General features: G+C 73.0%; 18 protein-coding genes. 13 read left to right on the top strand and 5 right to left on the bottom strand.

What is annotated here, in order from left to right:
- The first annotated feature begins 119 nt into the window (after positions 1 to 119).
- The 5 genes from AB0N17_RS10090 to AB0N17_RS10110 all read left to right on the top strand — a co-directional run bounded on the left by AB0N17_RS10090 (position 120) and on the right by AB0N17_RS10110 (position 3,830).
- Positions 120 to 1,493, top strand: a complete 1,374-nt coding sequence (locus tag AB0N17_RS10090) for a diaminopimelate decarboxylase (RefSeq protein WP_366010713.1) — start codon at positions 120 to 122, stop codon at positions 1,491 to 1,493.
- Between the two features lie 181 nt (positions 1,494 to 1,674).
- Positions 1,675 to 2,058 (top strand): hypothetical protein, encoded by a 384-nt coding sequence (locus tag AB0N17_RS10095; RefSeq protein ID WP_366010714.1) that lies wholly within the window; start codon positions 1,675 to 1,677, stop codon positions 2,056 to 2,058.
- A complete protein-coding gene (locus AB0N17_RS10100) occupies positions 2,055 to 2,894 on the top strand; it encodes a transcriptional regulator (RefSeq protein WP_366010715.1) in 840 nt (279 codons plus the stop codon). Before AB0N17_RS10095 ends, AB0N17_RS10100 begins: the two co-directional genes overlap by 4 nt.
- Positions 2,895 to 2,925: 31 nt before the next feature.
- Positions 2,926 to 3,435 carry a roadblock/LC7 domain-containing protein gene (locus AB0N17_RS10105; protein ID WP_366010716.1) on the top strand — a complete coding sequence of 170 codons (510 nt, stop codon included), beginning with the start codon at positions 2,926 to 2,928 and terminating at the stop codon, positions 3,433 to 3,435.
- Positions 3,436 to 3,455: 20 nt separating this feature from the next.
- Positions 3,456 to 3,830, top strand: coding sequence for a hypothetical protein (locus AB0N17_RS10110; protein WP_366010717.1), 375 nt, complete (start codon positions 3,456 to 3,458; stop codon positions 3,828 to 3,830).
- Positions 3,831 to 3,848: 18 nt separating this feature from the next.
- On the opposite strand, the gene AB0N17_RS10115 is transcribed toward AB0N17_RS10110, so the two are convergent.
- The 3 genes from AB0N17_RS10115 to AB0N17_RS10125 all read right to left on the bottom strand — a co-directional run bounded on the left by AB0N17_RS10115 (position 3,849) and on the right by AB0N17_RS10125 (position 7,008).
- Positions 3,849 to 4,433 carry a hypothetical protein gene (locus tag AB0N17_RS10115; RefSeq protein WP_366010718.1) on the bottom strand — a complete coding sequence of 195 codons (585 nt, stop codon included), beginning with the start codon at positions 4,431 to 4,433 and terminating at the stop codon, positions 3,849 to 3,851.
- A gap of 104 nt (positions 4,434 to 4,537) precedes the next feature.
- Positions 4,538 to 5,437: a MurR/RpiR family transcriptional regulator gene (locus AB0N17_RS10120; protein ID WP_366010864.1), complete on the bottom strand. Its 900-nt coding sequence runs from the start codon at positions 5,435 to 5,437 to the stop codon at positions 4,538 to 4,540.
- Between the two features lie 62 nt (positions 5,438 to 5,499).
- Complete coding sequence (locus tag AB0N17_RS10125; protein ID WP_366010719.1) at positions 5,500 to 7,008, bottom strand: aromatic amino acid ammonia-lyase; 1,509 nt, start codon at positions 7,006 to 7,008, stop codon at positions 5,500 to 5,502.
- Positions 7,009 to 7,149: 141 nt separating this feature from the next.
- Here AB0N17_RS10125 and AB0N17_RS10130 point away from each other — a divergent pair, with 141 nt between their 5' ends.
- From AB0N17_RS10130 to AB0N17_RS10155, 6 genes are read left to right on the top strand one after another with little or no spacing between them, the layout of a single operon-like run.
- On the top strand, positions 7,150 to 8,184 hold the full coding sequence (locus AB0N17_RS10130) for an ABC transporter ATP-binding protein (protein ID WP_366010720.1): 1,035 nt from the start codon (positions 7,150 to 7,152) through the stop codon (positions 8,182 to 8,184).
- Positions 8,181 to 8,822 carry an ABC transporter permease gene (locus tag AB0N17_RS10135; protein ID WP_366010721.1) on the top strand — a complete coding sequence of 214 codons (642 nt, stop codon included), beginning with the start codon at positions 8,181 to 8,183 and terminating at the stop codon, positions 8,820 to 8,822. The genes AB0N17_RS10130 and AB0N17_RS10135 overlap by 4 nt, the downstream gene beginning before the upstream one ends.
- 1 nt (position 8,823) lies before the next feature.
- A complete protein-coding gene (locus AB0N17_RS10140; protein WP_366010722.1) occupies positions 8,824 to 9,486 on the top strand; it encodes an ABC transporter permease in 663 nt (220 codons plus the stop codon).
- 10 nt (positions 9,487 to 9,496) lie between these two features.
- A complete protein-coding gene (locus AB0N17_RS10145; RefSeq protein ID WP_366010723.1) occupies positions 9,497 to 10,429 on the top strand; it encodes an ABC transporter substrate-binding protein in 933 nt (310 codons plus the stop codon).
- Positions 10,430 to 11,848, top strand: coding sequence for a cytosine permease (locus AB0N17_RS10150; protein ID WP_366010724.1), 1,419 nt, complete (start codon positions 10,430 to 10,432; stop codon positions 11,846 to 11,848).
- Positions 11,849 to 11,858: 10 nt separating this feature from the next.
- Positions 11,859 to 12,284, top strand: a complete 426-nt coding sequence (locus tag AB0N17_RS10155) for a hypothetical protein (protein ID WP_366010725.1) — start codon at positions 11,859 to 11,861, stop codon at positions 12,282 to 12,284.
- A gap of 14 nt (positions 12,285 to 12,298) precedes the next feature.
- On the opposite strand, the gene AB0N17_RS10160 is transcribed toward AB0N17_RS10155, so the two are convergent.
- Positions 12,299 to 13,060 carry an SDR family oxidoreductase gene (locus AB0N17_RS10160; RefSeq protein WP_366010726.1) on the bottom strand — a complete coding sequence of 254 codons (762 nt, stop codon included), beginning with the start codon at positions 13,058 to 13,060 and terminating at the stop codon, positions 12,299 to 12,301.
- 162 nt (positions 13,061 to 13,222) lie between these two features.
- Between AB0N17_RS10160 and AB0N17_RS10165 the strand changes: the two genes are divergently transcribed.
- Entirely contained in the window at positions 13,223 to 14,059 is an 837-nt protein-coding gene (locus tag AB0N17_RS10165) for a helix-turn-helix transcriptional regulator (protein ID WP_366010865.1), read from the top strand.
- 335 nt (positions 14,060 to 14,394) lie between these two features.
- Here the strand turns inward: AB0N17_RS10165 and AB0N17_RS10170 are convergent, their stop codons facing one another.
- A complete protein-coding gene (locus AB0N17_RS10170) occupies positions 14,395 to 15,783 on the bottom strand; it encodes a cystathionine beta-synthase (protein ID WP_366010727.1) in 1,389 nt (462 codons plus the stop codon).
- A gap of 161 nt (positions 15,784 to 15,944) precedes the next feature.
- Here AB0N17_RS10170 and AB0N17_RS10175 point away from each other — a divergent pair, with 161 nt between their 5' ends.
- On the top strand, positions 15,945 to 16,964 hold the full coding sequence (locus tag AB0N17_RS10175; protein ID WP_366010728.1) for an SGNH/GDSL hydrolase family protein: 1,020 nt from the start codon (positions 15,945 to 15,947) through the stop codon (positions 16,962 to 16,964).
- The last annotated feature ends 144 nt before the right edge of the window (positions 16,965 to 17,108 follow it).

Below are 17,108 nucleotides of genomic sequence, written 5' to 3' on the forward strand. Positions count from 1 at the left end.
CTACGTCTATTCACATCCTGGCTGTCTGAATAGAACTAGTCAATACATCGGGGCGTCTCCGTCCGCGCGCCGTCGGTGTTTGGCTGGATGTACGAGAGGCGGACACGAGGGGAGAAGTCGTGGCGCAGGACATCGGGACCGGGGCGCGGGACCGCGCCGCCCGGCGGGACGAGGCGGTGCGGGCAGCGGTCGAGCAGGGGCTGCTGGGGCCGGACGCGGCCGTGGTGGGACTGCTGGACGTCACCGGCATCCGGGAGTCGGCGGCGGCGCTGCGGGCGGCGTTCGAGGAGGTCCTCGCACCCGGGACGCCGGTGCTGCACGCCTTCGCGGTGAAGGCGACCCCGCTGGTGCCGGTGCTGCGGCTGCTGCACGAGGCGGGGATCGGCGCGGAGGTGGCCAGCCCGGGTGAGCTGGCGCTGGCACGGGCCGCCGGGGTGCCGCCGGCCCGGACCGTGCTGGACTCGCCGGCCAAGACCCCGGCCGAGCTGCGCGAGGCGCTGGCACTGGGCGTCGCCGTGAACGCCGACAATCCGCAGGAGCTGGCCCGGCTGGACACCCTCGTCCGCTCCGCGCCCCCTCGCTCCCCCCTCGGCATCCGGGTGAATCCGCAGGTCGGCGGCGGGACGATCGGGGCGACCTCGACCGCCACGGAGACCTCGAAGTTCGGCGTGGCGCTGCGCGACGAGGGGGCACGCGAGTGGGTGGTACGGGCGTACCTGGAGCGACCGTGGCTGACCCGGCTGCACGCGCACACCGGCTCGCAGGGCATCCCGCTGCCGCTGATGGTGCGGGGCGCGGCGGAGACGTACGCGCTCGCGGAGGAGATCAACGCGCGCGCGGGGCGGCGGCAGATCGACACGCTCGACATCGGCGGCGGGCTGCCGGTGAACTTCGCGGCCGAGGCCACGACGCCGTCGTACGCGCAGTACGCGCGGCTGCTGGCCGACCAGGTGCCGGGGCTGTGCGACGGGCGGTACGGGCTGGTGACCGAGTTCGGGCGGTCGCTGCTGGCCAAGCACGGGACGGTTGTGGCGCGGGTGGAATACGCCAAGAGCGCCGGCGGGCGGCGGATCGCGGTGACGCACGCGGGCGTGCAGGTGGCGACGCGGACGGTGTACGCGCCGGGGGCGTGGCCGCTCAGGATCGCCGCGTACGACGCCAAGGGGCGGCCCAAGGCGGGGCCGGAGGTCGTGCAGGACGTGGCCGGGCCGGCCTGCTTCTCCGGCGACCTGCTGGCCGAGGGGCGCGCGCTGCCGCTGCTGGAGCAGGGGGACTACGCGGCGGCGCTGGACACGGGGGCGTACTACTTCGCGCACCACTACGCCTACAACTCCCTCGCCCGGCCCGGCATCCACGGCTTCGTGCCGGACGGGTCGGGGGGCGTGGCCTTCGCGACCGTGCGGGAGCCGCAGACGGTCGCGGAGGTGGTGGCGGAATCCGGAGGGGCGCACGCGTCCGCGCTCACCACCCTGCGCGCGCCCGAGAGCCGTTGACGCACCCCTGCCGCCCCTCGAACAAATGGTTCAAGGGCCGTGAAACACACGTCAGTTGACCAACTCTAGTACGCCTGACGCATGTTCCACTGGAAAATGCCAAAGGCTCCACCTTCCCCGCGTACGGTGCGTAGTGTCGGCGTCACTCAACCGGAGTCCCAGGCGCGGGAGGGGAGCCACGGTGCCCGGAATCGACGAGTGCTTGCTGGAAGCGATGCGATTGCCCGGAGCCCGGGGCGCGGCGCTGGTGGACTGGACGAGCGGGCTCGCCCTCGGCACGGTCGGGGAGGCCCCCGGCGGGGATCACGAGACGACCGCCGCCGAGTCCGCCGAACTGGCCCGGATGGCCGCCGAGCACGGCTCCTTCGCGGCACCGGGGGACGAACACGCCCCGGTGGAGGACCTGATCATCAGCAACCGCGACAGCTACCACCTGCTGCGGTTCGTGGACACGTCCTTCGACAGCAGCGTCTTCCTGCACCTGTGGCTCGGCCGCGAGGAGGGCAATCTCGCGCTCGCCCGGATCCGGCTGGGCGAGATGGCCGCCCGGCTGGTGCTGGGATGACCATGGTGCGGACACCTCCGCCGCCCCTGCCGGTGCGGGACAAGGCGGCCACGCGCGCGCTGTCGCCGATGCTGACGCGGCTCGCCGAGGAGCGGGCCACCGGCGTCCTGGACAGAGAGCACGGCACCCTGTACCTGGCCGAGGGCCGGGTGGTGCACGCCGAGAGCCCCCTCGCCCCCGGTCTCGACGTGCTCCTCACGGCCCACGGCACCCTCGCGGCCGCCGCCTGGCAGCGGGCCGCCGCCGAGTCCGCCGGCCCGCTGAAGGCCGCCGAACTCCTGTGGGGGTCCGACCTGTTGCCGGCGGGCGCACTGGAGCTGTGCCATCTGGACGCGCTGTACGACGCCGGGTTCTTCGCGCTGGCGCCGAGCAGCACCCCGGGCCGGTTCCGGTACGACTCCACGCCCCGCCTCGGCCCGCTGCCCTCGGTGCCGGTCGTCGCGCTGGAGCGCGAGACGCTGCGCCGCCGGCTGCTGCTGCACCGGCTGTGGCCGGACCCGGCCGCCGACAGCGCCCCGCTGATCCGCGCGGACCCGGCCGCCGGACCGGCCGGCACTACGCCGGTCGCGCCCCGGCAGCGGGCGGTCCTGGACCGCGTGGACGGCGTCCGCACGGCCACCGGGATCGCCCGCAACCTCGGCCGGCAGGCGTTCCACACGCTGGTCGACGTGCGCCGGCTGGCGGCGGCCGGACATGTCACGCCGCGCCCCGTGGCGCCGCTGCCGATGGCCTCCGCCCCACCGCTGCCCCCACTCCCACCCCCACTGCCACCCCCGGTCACCGACCCCGACATCGCGCTGCTGAAGAGGCTCAGGGATGCGCTGGAGGCGCTTTGAACGGCACCGCCCCGCCGAGAGGAGAGAGCTGATGGTGTCCCAGGAGGACCTCAAGGTGGTCCTGGACGAGCTGCACCGGCTGCGCACCCGTGTCCCGCAGCTCACCGGCGCCCTGGCGGCGGGCGTCGACGGCCTGGTCGTCGCCCACGACACCCCCGGAGTCGACCCCGAGGGGCTGTCGGCGCTCACCGCCGCCGCGCTCGGCGTCGCCGTCCGGGTCTCCGACGCCACCGGACACGGCGGCTTCCGCGAGCTGCTGGTGCGCGGCGAGGGCGGCTACGTCGCCACCTACGCGGCCGGCCGCACCGCCGTGCTGACCCTGCTCGCCGAAGGCCGCGTCAACGTCGGCCGGCTGCACCTCGAGGGCCGCCGGGCCGGCGCCCGCATCGGGGAGCTGCTCGACGCCGCCGAGGCGGCGGCCCGGGCCGCCCGCCCGGCCGGAAGGCCGCTGGGCGCCGTCAGTGCCGCGCCCCCGACCCGTACCCGCACCCGTACACCCCGCACCACGAGCGCCGAAGCGCGCCCGGCAACCGACAGTTGAACAACCCGAGAGGACTCACCATGGCCAACACCGAGACCGCGCTGAAGGAAGCCCTCACCTCCATCGAGGGCGCGACCGGCGTAGCGCTCGTCGACTACACCAGCGGCATGGCGCTGGGCACGATGGGCGGCAGCAAGGCCTTCGACCTGAACGTGGCCGCCGCGGGCAACACCGACGTGATCCGCGCCAAGATGCGCACGATGGAGATGCTGGGCCTCAAAGGCGATATCGAGGACATCCTGATCACGCTCTCGGACCAGTACCACCTGATCCGACTGCTCAAGAGCCGCGGCGGCAACGGCCTGTTCCTCTACCTGGTACTGGACGCCTCCCGGGCCAACCTGGCGATGGCCCGGCACCAGCTGAAGAAGATCGAGGCGGAACTGGAGGTCTGAGCCGCCCGCCGGGGGGCGTCAGACGAGGGCAGCGGTACGGCGGCGGGCCCCGCCCGGGGCGGCGTCGCCGGCCGCGATGCCCGTACCGCGCAGGCCCTTCACGGACCGGCCCGCCGGACGGCCGCCGCGCCGGTCCAGCCAGTCGACGCGCACCCACAGCAGCGTGTCCCCGGCGCGCTCGCGCCGCCCGATCCAGGCGGCCTTCAGCCCGAGCCCGGCACCGAGCCCGGCGAGCAGCAGCCCGCCGGCCGCGGGAACCACGAAGCCGGAGCCGAGTGCCACGGCGAAGGCGAGCAACAGCCACCAGCGGTGGCCCCGGCGCCAGTTGCGCACGGTCACCGCCCGGTCCTGCAGCACGTCGTACTTGCCCGCGCGGGCCGCCCCGCGGGCGAGGGCGGCGTACCGCTTGCGGCGCGCCAGCGCCACCACGGCCGCGCCCACGAGGAACAGCGCGGCCCCGGCCGTCACCCCGATCCGCCGCCCCGTCAGCCCTTCCGGCACTCCGCCGAGCCCGGCGGCGATCACACCGAACCACCCCATGGGGGCGGCCCCGGCCCGTACGACGACGGCCACCCGGGCCAGCCCTTGTCCTCCGCGCGCCACGTCAGCCTCCCGTGTCACGTCCGCGCACCGCGCCTGCGTCTCGTCGACAACTTCCTCGGCACGCTAGCGGTGGAACGTGAGACGAATCTGAGAGCGCCCGGCCGTCACTCGACGAACAGGCCGCGCGCCGCCGCGGTGGCGTCGAACTCCTCCAGACGGGCCTGGGCGTCCGGCAGGTCGTCGCACATCGCCTCCAGCAGGACCCGGCCGAGCAGCATCGGCGCGCACGCGGTGTCGAAGGCGAGGCCGGTGCCGACGGCGGCGGGCACCAGCAGGTCGGAGTGCTTGGCCACCGGGGCGAAGGCGGAGTCGGCGACCGTGACCACGCTCAGGCCCGCCTGCTGGGCGTAGGCGAGGGTGTCCACGACCTCGCGCGGATGCCGGGGCAGCGCGAAGCACAGCAGCGCGGTGGCGCCCGCGCGGACGGCGGCGTCGATGCGGTCCTCGATCATCGTGCCGCCCTCGTTGAGCAGCCGGACGTCCGGGTGGACCTTGGCGGCGAAGTAGGCGAAGCCGTACGCCTGGGAGGCGGCGGCGCGCAGCCCCAGCACCGGCAGCGGGCGGGAGGCGGCGAGGACCCGGCCCGCCCGCTGCACCGGGCGCGGGTCGGCGAGCAGCTCGGCCAGATGCCTCAGGTTCTCGATCTCGGCCTCGACGGCGAGCTGGTACTCGTTGTGGACGCCGCCCTCGGGGGCCGGTTCCGCGGGCACGACCTCGCGCAGGTGCTTGCGCAGGGCGGGGTAGCCGTCGAAGCCGAGGGCGACCGCGAAACGGGTCACCGACGGCTGACTGACCCCGGCCAGTTCGGCCAGCTCCACGCTGGACAGGAACGGCACGTCGGCGGCCCGCCGGACCATGCTGTGCGCGATCCGGCGCTGGGTCGGCGTGAGACGGTGGCCCTCGAAGAGCGCCTGCAGCCGGTTGGCCGGGCTGTCCGTCACGCCGGCCGCCCCCGTACCGCCGTCGGCACCCCTGTCCGCGTTGTGGTCCGCGTTCTTGTCCATGTTCTCGTCGTTCTCGTCGTTCCCGTCGTTCCCGTCGTTCTCGTCGACGCTTCCGTCCACGCTCATGACGCGCTCCCCCTCCAGATGTCCGTGAACCGGTCGAGCAGTGCGGCCGCCGTCGTCACGTCGTCCGTGAGCGGGCGGTCGGCCGGGTCGTCGTCGAGGAGCGACTCGGCCAGTGCGAACGCCCGTCCGGCCGGCAGCCCCGGGTCGGGCCTGAGGTCGCGCTGGCGCAGCGCCCGGACGGCGGCGACGAGCTCGCAGCCCACCACCAGACGGTACGCACCGCACGCGCGCAGGGTCTGCCGCGCGGCGAGCGAGGCGAAGCTGGCCTGCTCCTCGACGCCCCGGGAGAGTACAGCGTGGCCGAGGGAGGCGGGGGCGGAGAAGGCCCGCAGGTCACCGAGGGCCGCACCGGCCGCGTACTCCAGGATCATCACGCCGGAGGAGGCCGGCTCGTGGTCGGCGAGGAAGGGGCGCAGCCGGGTGTAGGCGGGCTCGTTGAGGGTGGACAGGCGGGACGTGGACAGCCGGGCCACCTGGGTCACCGCGAGCCGGAAGTGGTCCAGGGCGAGGGCGAGTTGGGCCTGGTAGAAGCCGCCGTGATGGTAGGCGGTGAGGTCCTCGGGGGCGATGAGCGGGTTCTCGGCCGCCGCGTTGACCTCCACGGCCAGCACCTGCTCCAGGCTGTCGGCCGCGTCGTGCGCGGGGCCGTGTATCTGGGGCAGGCAGCGGAAGCCGTAGGGGTCCTGGATCCGGCCGAGCGGCGGGGTCGGGCGGTCGGCGGCGCCGATCAGCTCCCGCATCCGCCGGGCCACCTCGGTGCTCCCCCGGTGCGGGCGGGCGGCGTGCACGGGAGCGGCGTACGCCTCGTGGGAGCCGTCGACGGCGAACAGGGACAGCGCGGCGACGACCTGGGTGGCGCCGACGAGCCCGCGCAGTTCGTGCAGGGCGAGCGCGGACTGGCCGAGAGTGAGGGCGTTGCTGCTGATCAGGGCGAGGGCGTCGTTGTTGTCGAGGGGCTGCGGCTCGGGAGCGCCCGCGCCGCGCCACGGATGCTCCCCGGCCAGCGCGAGCCCCACTTGGGCCAGGGCCGCGATGTCGCCGGTGCCGACGGAGCCGAACTCGTTGACGACCGGGTACGCGCCCGCGCGCAGGGCCTCGCACAGCGCGGTCACCACGCCCGGCCGCAGCCCGGCGCCCCCGGCCAGCAGCTGGTTGGCCCGGACGGCGAGCATCGCGCGCACCTGGCGGGCGGGGAGCTGCTCGCCGATGGCGCCGGCGTGGCTGCGCAGCAGGCGCAGGCCGTGTCCGGCGGCGGCGTCGGTGGGCACGTCCTCGTTCCGGTTCGCGCCGACCCCGGTGGAGCGGCCGTAGACCCGCCCGGTGGCCGCGATGCTCCGTGCGGCGTTCCAGGACTCCTCCACCCGCCGCATCGCGCCGGCCTCGGGGACGGGCCGCGCCGCGCCGTCGGCCAGGCGTACGACGTCCTCGACGCCGAGTGCGGTGCCGTCGAGGACGACGGCCGCGGACCGCACGGACATCGGAGCGTCCACGATGCGAGACGACATCAAGCCCAAACTCCCCTCAACTCGGACATCGATTCTTGCCCTGCGGTCATCGATTACCTCGGTTTAACACTGAAGCATTGACAACCTATTCAGACACCAAGAACTCTGCATGACGTTATACAGCCGGGCAAGGGACATCTCATGATCCAGTTCGATGCGGTCCACAAGCGTTTCCCGAACGGCACCACGGCGGTCCACGACCTCGACCTGGAGATGCCGGAGGGCGGCATCACCGTCCTGGTCGGCTCCTCCGGTTGCGGCAAGACGACCACCCTGCGGATGATCAACCGGATGGTCGAGCCGACCTCCGGCACCATCCGCGTCGGCGGCAAGGACGTCACCCGGCAGGACGCGGCCGAGCTGCGCCGCTCCATCGGCTACGTCATCCAGCAGGCCGGCCTCTTCCCGCACCGCACGGTGCTCGACAACATCGCCACCGTCCCGCTGCTGCTCGGCTGGAACCGCAGGAAGGCCCGGGCCCGCGCCGCCGAACTCCTGGAGACCGTCGGCCTGGCCGCCGACGCGGGCAAGCGCTACCCGCACCAGCTCTCCGGCGGCCAGCAGCAGCGCGTCGGCGTGGCCCGCGCCCTGGCCGCCGACCCGCCGGTGCTGCTCATGGACGAGCCGTTCGGCGCGGTCGACCCGGTCGTCCGCACCCAGCTCCAGGACGAACTGCTGCGGCTGCAGAAGGAGTTGAGCAAGACCATCGTCTTCGTCACGCACGACATCGACGAGGCCGTGCGGCTCGGCGACCGGATCGCGGTCTTCCGCACCGGCGGCCACCTCGTCCAGTGCGCCCCGCCCGCCGAGCTCCTGGCCCGCCCCGCCGACGACTTCGTGGCCGACTTCCTCGGTGCCGAGCGCGGACTGAAGCTGCTGTCGCTGACGACCCTCGCCGACGTCCCGCAGGGCCCGGCGCCGGAAGGCGACACCTGGACCCTCGTCCTCGACGCCCATAACAGGCCCCTGCACTGGGCCTCGAAGGACGCCGAGACCCCCGTACGCCCGCTGAGGGACACCGACTCCCTCCTCTCCGCCCTCAACGAGTCGGTCGCCTCCCCCACCGGCCTGATCGCCCGCGTCGACGCCGACGGCGTCCTCACCGGCGTCTCCTCCCGGGACGACATCCACGAGCGCGCGGGCCGTGCGCATGCCGAAGTGCGGGTGGCCGCATGACGATCGACTGGTCCTGGATGTCCGCCCACACCGACGACCTCACGACTCTCACGCTCTCCCACCTCCAGGCCGCCCTGACGGCCGTCGCCCTCGGCCTGCTGATCTCGCTCCCGCTGGCCGTGGTCGCCCACCGGGTCCGCCCCCTTCGCGGCTTCCTGCTCGGCGCCTCGAACGTCCTGTTCACGATCCCCTCGATCGCGATCTTCGTGCTGCTCCTGCCGGTCAGCGGCCTGACCCGCACCACCACCGTGACCGGCCTGACGGTCTACACGCTGGTCGTGCTGCTGCGGAACACGGTCGAGGGCCTCGACTCGGTCCCCGTGAAGGTGAAGGAGGCCGCGAAGGCGATGGGCACGCGCCCCCTGCGCACGCTCCTCACGGTCGAGCTGCCCCTCGCGCTCCCCGTGATCTTCGCGGGCGTCCGCATCGCCACGGTCATGTCGATCTCCCTGGTCTCCGTCGCCACCTACATCGGCGACGGCGGCCTCGGCCAGCTCTTCACCGACGGCTTCCAGCGCGACTTCCCCACCCCGGTGATCGCCGGCGTGGTCCTCACCCTGCTCCTCGCCGTCGTCGCCGACGCGCTGCTGGTCGCCGTCCAGTACGCCCTCACCCCCTGGACCAGGAGGCGAGCCTGAGATGTTCGACCTGTTCAAGAACCTCGGTACCTGGCTGACCAGCGGCGCCCAGTGGACCGGGCCCGACGGCATCGCCCACCGCCTCGCCGAGCACCTCCAGTACTCCCTGCTGGCCACGCTGATCGCCGCCGCCATCGGACTCCCGCTCGGCCTGCTGATCGGCCACACCGGCAAGGGCGCCTTCCTCGCCATCAACCTCGCCTCGTTCGGACGCGCCCTACCGACCGTCGGCCTGGTCGTCCTGGTCTTCCTGGCCGGCGGCCTGTCGATGCTGCCGGTGTACGTCGCCCTGGTCGCCCTCGCGGTCCCGGCCATCGTCACCAACACCTACGCGGGCATGACGGCCGTCGACCCGGACGTGCGCGACGCCGCCCGCGGCCAGGGCATGCGCGGCCATCAGGTCCTCCTCCAGGTGGAGCTGCCGCTCGCACTGCCGCTGATCATGACCGGCCTGCGCCTGGCCCTGATCCAGGTCGTCGCCACGGCGACCATCGCCGCGTACGTCTCCTTCGGCGGCCTGGGCCGCTACGTCTTCGACGGTCTCGCCCAGCGCGACCTCGTCCAGGTGCTCGGCGGCGCGGTGCTGGTCGCCGTCGTCGCCGTCGTCCTGGACGTGGCCCTCGCCTCCGTCCAGCGCTTCCTCTTCCGACACCGCACCGCCTAGGAGCCCCCCGATGCATCGTCGTACCGTCCTCGGCGGCCTGTTCGCGGTCGCCTCCGTCCCCGCTCTCGCCGCCTGCGGCGGCGGGATCACCTCCCTCAAGGGCCAGGGATCCGGCTCCGGCGGCGGTGGCTCCAGCAAGGGCGGAGTCACCATCGGCACGGCCAACTTCACCGAGAACCAGGTGCTCGGCCACCTCTACGCGGCCGCCCTGGCGGGAGCCGGCGTGAAGACGACCGTCCGCCCCAACCTCGGCACCCGCGAGATCGTCATCCCCGCCCTCGAAGGCGGCGACATCGACCTGCTGCCCGAGTACCAGGGCGCCCTCCTCGACTACCTCGCCCCGAAGGTCACGGCCACCGAGTCGGGCGAGATGCAGAACGCCCTCGCCCAGGCGCTGCCGGCCGGCCTCCAGGTGCTGCCGTACGGCATGGCGGAGGACTCCGACGCCTTCGTCGTCACCCGCGAGACCGCCAGGAAGTACGGCCTGGTCTCCCTCGCCGACCTGAGGAAACAGAACGGGAAGCTGGTCGTCGGCGCCGCGCCCGAGGTGAAGAAGCGCCAGGTCGGAGCGGTCGGCCTGAAGGAGGTGTACGGCGTGGAGTTCAAGGAGTTCAAGTCGCTGGACTCCGACGGCCCGCTGGTCAAGGGCGCCCTGAAGAAGGGCGACGTGGACGTGGCGAACCTCTTCACCACCGACACCGACATCCGGGCCAACGACTGGGTGGTCCTCACCGACCCCGAGCACCTCGTCCCCAGCCAGCACATCGTCCCCCTCATCGCCGACCGCAAGGCCGACGACACGGTCCGCAAGGCCCTCGCGAAGCTGGGCAACCTGCTGACCACGGCCCAGCTCACCGAGCTGAACCGCCAGGTGGACAAGGACAAGAAGGACCCCGAGGACGTGGCGAACGCCTACGCCCGGCAGCACGGGCTGGTGAAGTAGATGAGCGGCCTGGTGGAACTGCGCTCCATCGACGTCGTCCCGGACGAGGAGCGGCACGGCACGGCCTTCAGCCAGTTCACCCTGTGGCTGGGCGCCAACCTGCAGATCACGGCGGTCGTCACCGGCGCCCTCGCGGTCGTCTTCGGCGGCGACGTGGTGTGGTCGGTCGCCGGGCTGCTGCTCGGCAACCTGCTGGGCGGCGCGGTGATGGCCCTGCACTCGGCCCAGGGCCCGAAGCTGGGCCTGCCGCAGATGATCCAGTCGCGGGCCCAGTTCGGGGTGCGCGGGGCGGTCGTACCACTGCTGCTGGTGATCGTGATGTACGTCGGCTTCTTCGCGTCCGGCAGCGTGCTCGCCGGGCAGGCGGTGGGCGAGCTGACGCACACCGACGACACGACGGGGATCGTCGTCTTCGCGGCCGTCACTGCGGTCGTGGCGGTGGTCGGCTACCGGGTCATCCACGCGCTCGGCCGGATCGCGAGCACGATCTGCGCGCTCGCCTTCGTCTACCTGGGCATCCGCCTCCTCGACCGCGCCGACCTGTCGTCCCTGCTGCACGACGCCCACTTCTCGCTGCCGATGTTCCTGCTGGCGATGTCCCTGTCGGCGTCCTGGCAGCTGGCGTTCGGGCCGTACGTGGCGGACTACTCGCGCTATCTGCCGCGTACGACGTCCACCAGGGCGACCTTCTGGTGGACCCTGTCCGGCTCGGCGATCGGCTCCCAGTGGTCGATGACCTTCGGGGTGCTGGTCGCGGCCACGGCGGGCGGGAAGTTCCTGGACAGCCAGGTCGGTTACGTCGTCGCCCTCGGCGGCACCGGCCTGGTCGCCTCCCTCTTCTACTTCGTCATCGCGCTGGGCAAGCTCACCATCAACGTCCTCAACACCTACGGCGGTTTCATGTCGATGGTGACGAGCGTGAGCGGCTTCCGGGGCCAACGGCAGCTGTCACGGGCCGGCCGGGCCGCGTACATCGGGCTCGTCATGGTCGCGGGCACGGCGGTGGCCCTGCTGGGCAAGGACAGCTTCCTGTCCTCCTTCAAGGACTTCCTGCTGTTCCTGCTGACCTTCTTCACGCCCTGGTCGGCGATCAACCTGGTCGACTACTACCTGATCTCCAAGGAGCGATACGACATCCCGGCCCTGTCCGACCCGCACGGCCGCTACGGCGCCTGGCGCTGGGACGCGCTCGCCGTGTACGCGGCCGGTCTGCTCGCCCAGCTGCCGTTCCTCGCCACGGGCTTCTACACCGGTCCCCTGGTGGACCCGCTGGGCGGCGCGGACATCTCCTGGATCGTCGGCCTGGCCGTACCGGCGCTGCTGTACCGGCTGGTCGCCCGGAAGGGCGTCGCGCCCGCGCCGGAGCCCCCGCAGGACAGGGGGGCTAACCCCAGTGCGGCGGGGACGACCGCTCCCTAGGCTGAACGGCATGAGCACACCGGACACGCGGGACGTCGACCTCGAGAAGGACCTCGACGCCACCGTGCGGGCACGCAGGGAACTGGGCGAGGAGTACGACACCGCCCTGGTGGACTCCTTCCTGGAGAAGGTCGAGCAGCGGATCGACGACACCGTGGACCGCCGTGTGCGCCGGCACCTGGCCGAGCAGCAGATGACGGTGGCGCGCGGCAGCTGGCGGCCGAAGCCGGCCGACTCCTGGGGGGAGCGGTTCGGGTTCGCCATCGTCTCGCTGGTCCTGGCGATCCCGCTGACCGCGCTCGGCGGCGTCTTCGCCGGCATCGGCGGGGTGGCGGTCACCTGGGGCGGCATCGTCGGTGTCAACATCGCCCAGGCCGTGCGGCTCAACCCGGAGCTGCTCGACGGGTTCCGCGGGCGGTCCGCCCGGCGGGACTGAGCGGACCGACCGGATCAGGCCTGCCGGGTCGGCAGGACCATGATCTGGCGGAGGTTGACGTGCCGGGGCCGGCTGGCGGCGTACGCGACGACGTCCGCGACCTCGGCCGCCGCCAGCCCGCCGATCGCCTCGAACATGCCGTCCAGCTGCCCGGACAGCTCCGTGCTGTCGACGTGCGTGGCCAGTTCGGTCTCCGTCAGCCCCGGCTCGATGTTCGTCACCCGGACGTCGCGCGGCCCGTACTCGGTGCGCAGGGACTGCGAGAGATAGGTGACGGCGGCCTTGGTGGCGCCGTACACCGCGTAGTTCGGGAACGGGATGTGGGCGCCGATGGAGGAGATATTCACCAGGTCGGCGGACCGGCCCTCACCGGCGGCGGCGACCAGGTCGGCGCCGAAGGCGCGGATCACCCGCAGCACCCCGGTGACGTTGGTGTCGAGCATCCGCTGCCACTCGTCGATCCGGCCCTCGGCGACGGGGTTCGGGAGCATGACACCGGCGTTGTTGACGACGAGGTCCACGGGCCCGAACGTCTCGTGCACCAGGTCCCGGGCGGCCGTCACGGACGTGTCGTCGGTGACGTCGGCGGCCACCGCGAGCGCCTCGCCGCCGTCGGCCCGGATCTTGTCCACCACCGTCTGCAGCCGGTCCGCGCGCCGGGCGAGCAGGGCCACCCGGGCGCCCTCGGCGGCGAGCTGCCGGGCGAGGGCCTCGCCGATGCCGCTGGCGGCCCCGGTGACGACGGCGGTGCGGCCGGACAGGTTCTCGTACGACATGGGTGTTCCCCCTGGTTCGTCCCGCCGGGGCGGCTCCCCGGCGGCTGACACCACCCTCGCCGCGTTCCGCCGCCGTACCCAGGGATGCGCTTTTCCTGGGTCTGCCAGTACCAGGTTGGCGGCCGGCCGCTCCCCTACGATCGCCGTATGGACGGGGACTGGTTGGAAGGGGAAGTCGGCGACTTCCTGCGCTCGCGCCGCGCTCGGATCCAGCCCGAGGAGGTGGGGCTGCCCAGCCACGGACGGCGCCGCGTGCCGGGTCTGCGCCGCGAGGAGGTGGCGCAGCTCGCGGGGGTCAGCGTCGACTACTACATCCGGCTGGAGCAGGGCCGGGGGACGTCGGTCAGTGACGCCGTGCTGGACGCGATCGCCCGGGTGCTGCGGCTGAACGAGACCGAGCACGCCCATCTGCTGACGGTGGCCCGTCCGCCCCGGCAGCGCGGGAGGCGGCAGGCCGCGGTGGACCGGGTGCGCCCCGGTATCCAGATCATGCTGGACGGCATGGAGCGCAGCCCGGCGCTCGTGCTGGGCCGCCGCATGGAGGTCCTGGCCTGGAACGCCCTCGGGGACGCGGTGATGGGCTTCAGCCGCATGGCGCCGGCGGAGCGGAGCATGCCCCGGCAGGTCTTCCTGGTCCCGGCCGGCCGGGAGCTGTACCCCGAGTGGCACGCGGTGGCCGCCCAGACGGTGGCCCATCTGCGCCTGAGCGCGGGCCGCTGGGCCGACGACCCCGAGCTGTGCGCGCTGGTCGGCGAACTCTCCCTGAAGAGCGAGGACTTCCGCCGGATGTGGGCGGACCACGAGGTCAGGGAGTGCGCGTACGGCGTGAAGAAGCTCCGGCACCCGGTGGCGGGCCTGCTGACTCTGCCGTACGAGACCCTGACCCTTCCCGCGGCCCCGGACCAGACGGTTGTCGTCTACACCCCGGAACCGGGCTCGGAGACGGCGGAACGCCTGGCGCTGCTGGGAAGCTGGGAGTCGAGCGGCGCGGCGCGCTGAGAGGACCTTCCCGCCGGGAAGACTTTCGCGGGGACCGCCGCACCCCCGTTGCCGGGGGGCGGGACGACGGCGGTCCCCGCGAGGGACGCGGGCCGGTCAGGGCCTGGCTTGCGCGTCCGTGGCGTCCATGGAGGTCCGGGAGCCGCTCCGGAGGTCCTTGGCGCCGTTCGGCGCCGGCCTGGGCGGGGAGCCGCTCCCGCCCTGCCGACACCCCCTAATGTGCCGGACCCGTGTTAAGCGGGTGCTGCGCGCACGTGACACTTCCGGTACGGCTCGACCGGCCCGGGTCACCGGAAGTTCGCCTCGGCCACGCGCGGTTCACCCCGGGTTCGCCGCTACTTCCCGCCCTTGGCCAGGAAGGCCAGCAGGTCCTGCCGGCTGACCACACCGGTCGGCTTGCCCTCGACGAGGACGATCGCCGCGTCGGCCGTGCCGAGCACCTGCATCAGGTCGCCGACCGGCTCACCGGAGCCGACCTGGGGCAGCGGGGCGCACATGTGCTTCTCCAGCGGGTCCTCGAGGGAGGCCCGCTTGGAGAACAGGGCGTCCAGCAGCTCCCGTTCGACGACCGAGCCGACGACCTCGGCGGCCATCACGTCCGGGTGACCGGCGCCCGGCTTGACGACCGGCATCTGCGAGACGCCGTACTCGCGCAGCACCTCGATGGCCTGGCCGACGGTCTCCTCGGGGTGCATGTGCACGAGGGAGGGGATGGCACCGGCGGCCTTGTCGCTCAGCACGTCGGCGACGCGGGCGCTCGGGCCCTCGTCCTCCAGGAAGCCGTAGTCGGCCATCCACTCGTCGTTGAAGATCTTGCTGAGGTAGCCGCGGCCGCTGTCGGGGAGCAGGACGACCACGACGTCGTCCGGGCCGAGCCGCTCGGCGACCCGCAGCGCCGCGACGACGGCCATGCCGCAGGAGCCGCCGACGAGCAGCCCCTCCTCCTTGGCCAGACGGCGGGTCATCTGGAAGGAGTCCTTGTCGGAGACGGCGACGATCTCGTCCGCGACGGAGCGGTCGTAGGCGGTCGGCCAGAAGTCCTCACCGACGCCCTCGACCAGGTAGGGCCGGCCGGAGCCGCCGGAGTACACGGAGCCCTCGGGGTCGGCGCCGACGACCTCGACCTTGCCGCCGCTGATCTCCTTCAGGTAGTTGCCGGTGCCGGAGATGGTGCCGCCGGTGCCGACGCCCGCCACGAAGTGGGTGATCTTCCCCTCGGTCTGCTCCCACAGCTCGGGGCCGGTCGAGTGATAGTGCGAGAGCGGGTTGTTGGGGTTGGAGTACTGGTCGGGCTTCCAGGCGCCGGGGGTCTCACGGACCAGCCGGTCGGACACGTTGTAGTAGGAGTCCGGGTGCTCGGGCGCCACGGCGGTCGGGCACACGACCACTTCGGCGCCGTAGGCCCGCAGCACGTTGATCTTGTCGGTGGAGACCTTGTCGGGGCAGACGAAGATGCACTTGTAGCCCTTCTGCTGGGCCACGATGGCGAGTCCGACCCCGGTGTTGCCGCTGGTCGGCTCGACGATGGTGCCGCCCGGCTTGAGCTCCCCGCTCTGCTCGGCGGCCTCGATCATGCGCAGGGCGATGCGGTCCTTCACGGAGCCGCCCGGGTTGAAGTACTCCACCTTGGCCAGGACGGTGGCCTGGATGCCCTGGGTGACGCTGTTGAGCCGCACCAGCGGGGTGTTGCCGACGAGGCTGATCATCGAGTCGTGGAAATGCACCGTTGTCTCCGGTTGCTTGCAAAAAACTGTGGTCGTAGTGGTGTCGCCAGCCTACGGCCCCCGGATGACCCGGGTCGGGCGTTCACTCCCCGTTGAGATTGATGCACGGGCCGTACGGGGCAAGGAGTGGATGTACGGCTACGAGGAGGTGGCGGCGACGCATGACGAGCATGTCGAGGGCGAGGGTGGCCCGGCGCATCGCGGCCGGGGCGGCGTACGGCGGCGGCGGGGTCGGACTGGTCGGCGCCGCCACCGTCGGGCTGCTGCTGGCGGAGGTGCGGCTGGCACGGCGCCATGTGGGCAACGGCAGCAGCGGCCGGGTGCCGGTGGCCGACGGCGTCTACGGCCATGCGTACGACGCCCCCGGCGAGCCGCCCCTCAGGCTGACCATGCTGGGCGACTCCACGGCGGCGGGCCAGGGCGTGCACCGCTCGGGCCAGACACCGGGCGCGCTGCTGGCGTCGGGGCTCGCGGCCGTGGCGGAGCGGCCGGTGGAGCTGCGCAACGTCGCCCTGCCCGGGGCGCAGTCCGACGACCTGGACCGTCAGGTGGCCCTGGTGCTGTCCTCGCCGCTGCCCGTCCCCGACATCTGCGTGATCATGATCGGGGCGAACGACGTGACCCACCGGATGCCGCCGACCCGCTCGGTGCGGCACCTGTCGGCGGCGGTACGACGGCTGCGCACGGCCGGCGCGGAGGTGGTGGTCGGCACCTGCCCCGACCTCGGCACCATCGAACCGGTGCAGCAGCCGCTGCGCTGGCTGGCCCGGCGGGCGTCGCGGCAGCTGGCGGCGGCGCAGACGATCGGCGCGGTGGAGCAGGGGGGACGGACCGTGTCCCTCGGTGACCTGCTGGGCCCGGAGTTCGAGGCGAACCCGCGCGAGCTGTTCGGCCCGGACAACTACCACCCCTCGGCCGAGGGGTACGCGACGGCGGCGATGGCCGTCCTGCCGACGGTGTGCGCGGCGCTCGGGCTGTGGCCGGCGGAGGAGGAACGGCCGGACGTCTTCCGCCGCGAGGGCTTCCTGCCGGTCGCCCGCGCCGCGGCCGAGGCGGCGTCGGAGGCCGGCACCGAGGTGACGGCGGCGATGCCGACGGGGCCGCGGGGACCGTGGGCACTGCTGAAGCGCCGGCGGCGGCGCCGGGTGCCGGAGGCCGAGCCGGCCCGCCCCTCGGTGTGACCGCGCCGGGATCCCAAGCAAGCGCTTAGTAAATTGCGGTCAGTGTCACACCGCCATCCCAGTGACCCGGCCCATACGTAGCGGTAACTTCCCAACCAGGCCTGCCCGAAGACCGCCCACCCGTCGCCCGAGCGCCGCCCCTCG

It is taken from the genome of Streptomyces sp. NPDC051133, from assembly GCF_040682635.1.
Classification (GTDB): Bacteria; Actinomycetota; Actinomycetes; order Streptomycetales; family Streptomycetaceae; genus Streptomyces.

What these genes read in the sequence shown, in the direction of transcription:
- AB0N17_RS10100 (WP_366010715.1), top strand. Translation starts at nt 2,055, where the DNA reads ATGACCATGGTGCGGACACCTCCGCCGCCCCTGCCGGTGCGGGACAAG.
- AB0N17_RS10105 (WP_366010716.1), top strand. Translation starts at nt 2,926, where the DNA reads ATGGTGTCCCAGGAGGACCTCAAGGTGGTCCTGGACGAGCTGCACCGG.
- AB0N17_RS10110 (WP_366010717.1), top strand. Translation starts at nt 3,456, where the DNA reads ATGGCCAACACCGAGACCGCGCTGAAGGAAGCCCTCACCTCCATCGAG.
- AB0N17_RS10120 (WP_366010864.1), bottom strand. Translation starts at nt 5,437, where the DNA reads ATGGACAAGAACGCGGACCACAACGCGGACAGGGGTGCCGACGGCGGT.
- AB0N17_RS10125 (WP_366010719.1), bottom strand. Translation starts at nt 7,008, where the DNA reads ATGTCGTCTCGCATCGTGGACGCTCCGATGTCCGTGCGGTCCGCGGCC.
- AB0N17_RS10130 (WP_366010720.1), top strand. Translation starts at nt 7,150, where the DNA reads ATGATCCAGTTCGATGCGGTCCACAAGCGTTTCCCGAACGGCACCACG.
- AB0N17_RS10135 (WP_366010721.1), top strand. Translation starts at nt 8,181, where the DNA reads ATGACGATCGACTGGTCCTGGATGTCCGCCCACACCGACGACCTCACG.
- AB0N17_RS10140 (WP_366010722.1), top strand. Translation starts at nt 8,824, where the DNA reads ATGTTCGACCTGTTCAAGAACCTCGGTACCTGGCTGACCAGCGGCGCC.
- AB0N17_RS10145 (WP_366010723.1), top strand. Translation starts at nt 9,497, where the DNA reads ATGCATCGTCGTACCGTCCTCGGCGGCCTGTTCGCGGTCGCCTCCGTC.
- AB0N17_RS10150 (WP_366010724.1), top strand. Translation starts at nt 10,430, where the DNA reads ATGAGCGGCCTGGTGGAACTGCGCTCCATCGACGTCGTCCCGGACGAG.
- AB0N17_RS10155 (WP_366010725.1), top strand. Translation starts at nt 11,859, where the DNA reads ATGAGCACACCGGACACGCGGGACGTCGACCTCGAGAAGGACCTCGAC.
- AB0N17_RS10160 (WP_366010726.1), bottom strand. Translation starts at nt 13,060, where the DNA reads ATGTCGTACGAGAACCTGTCCGGCCGCACCGCCGTCGTCACCGGGGCC.
- AB0N17_RS10175 (WP_366010728.1), top strand. Translation starts at nt 15,945, where the DNA reads ATGACGAGCATGTCGAGGGCGAGGGTGGCCCGGCGCATCGCGGCCGGG.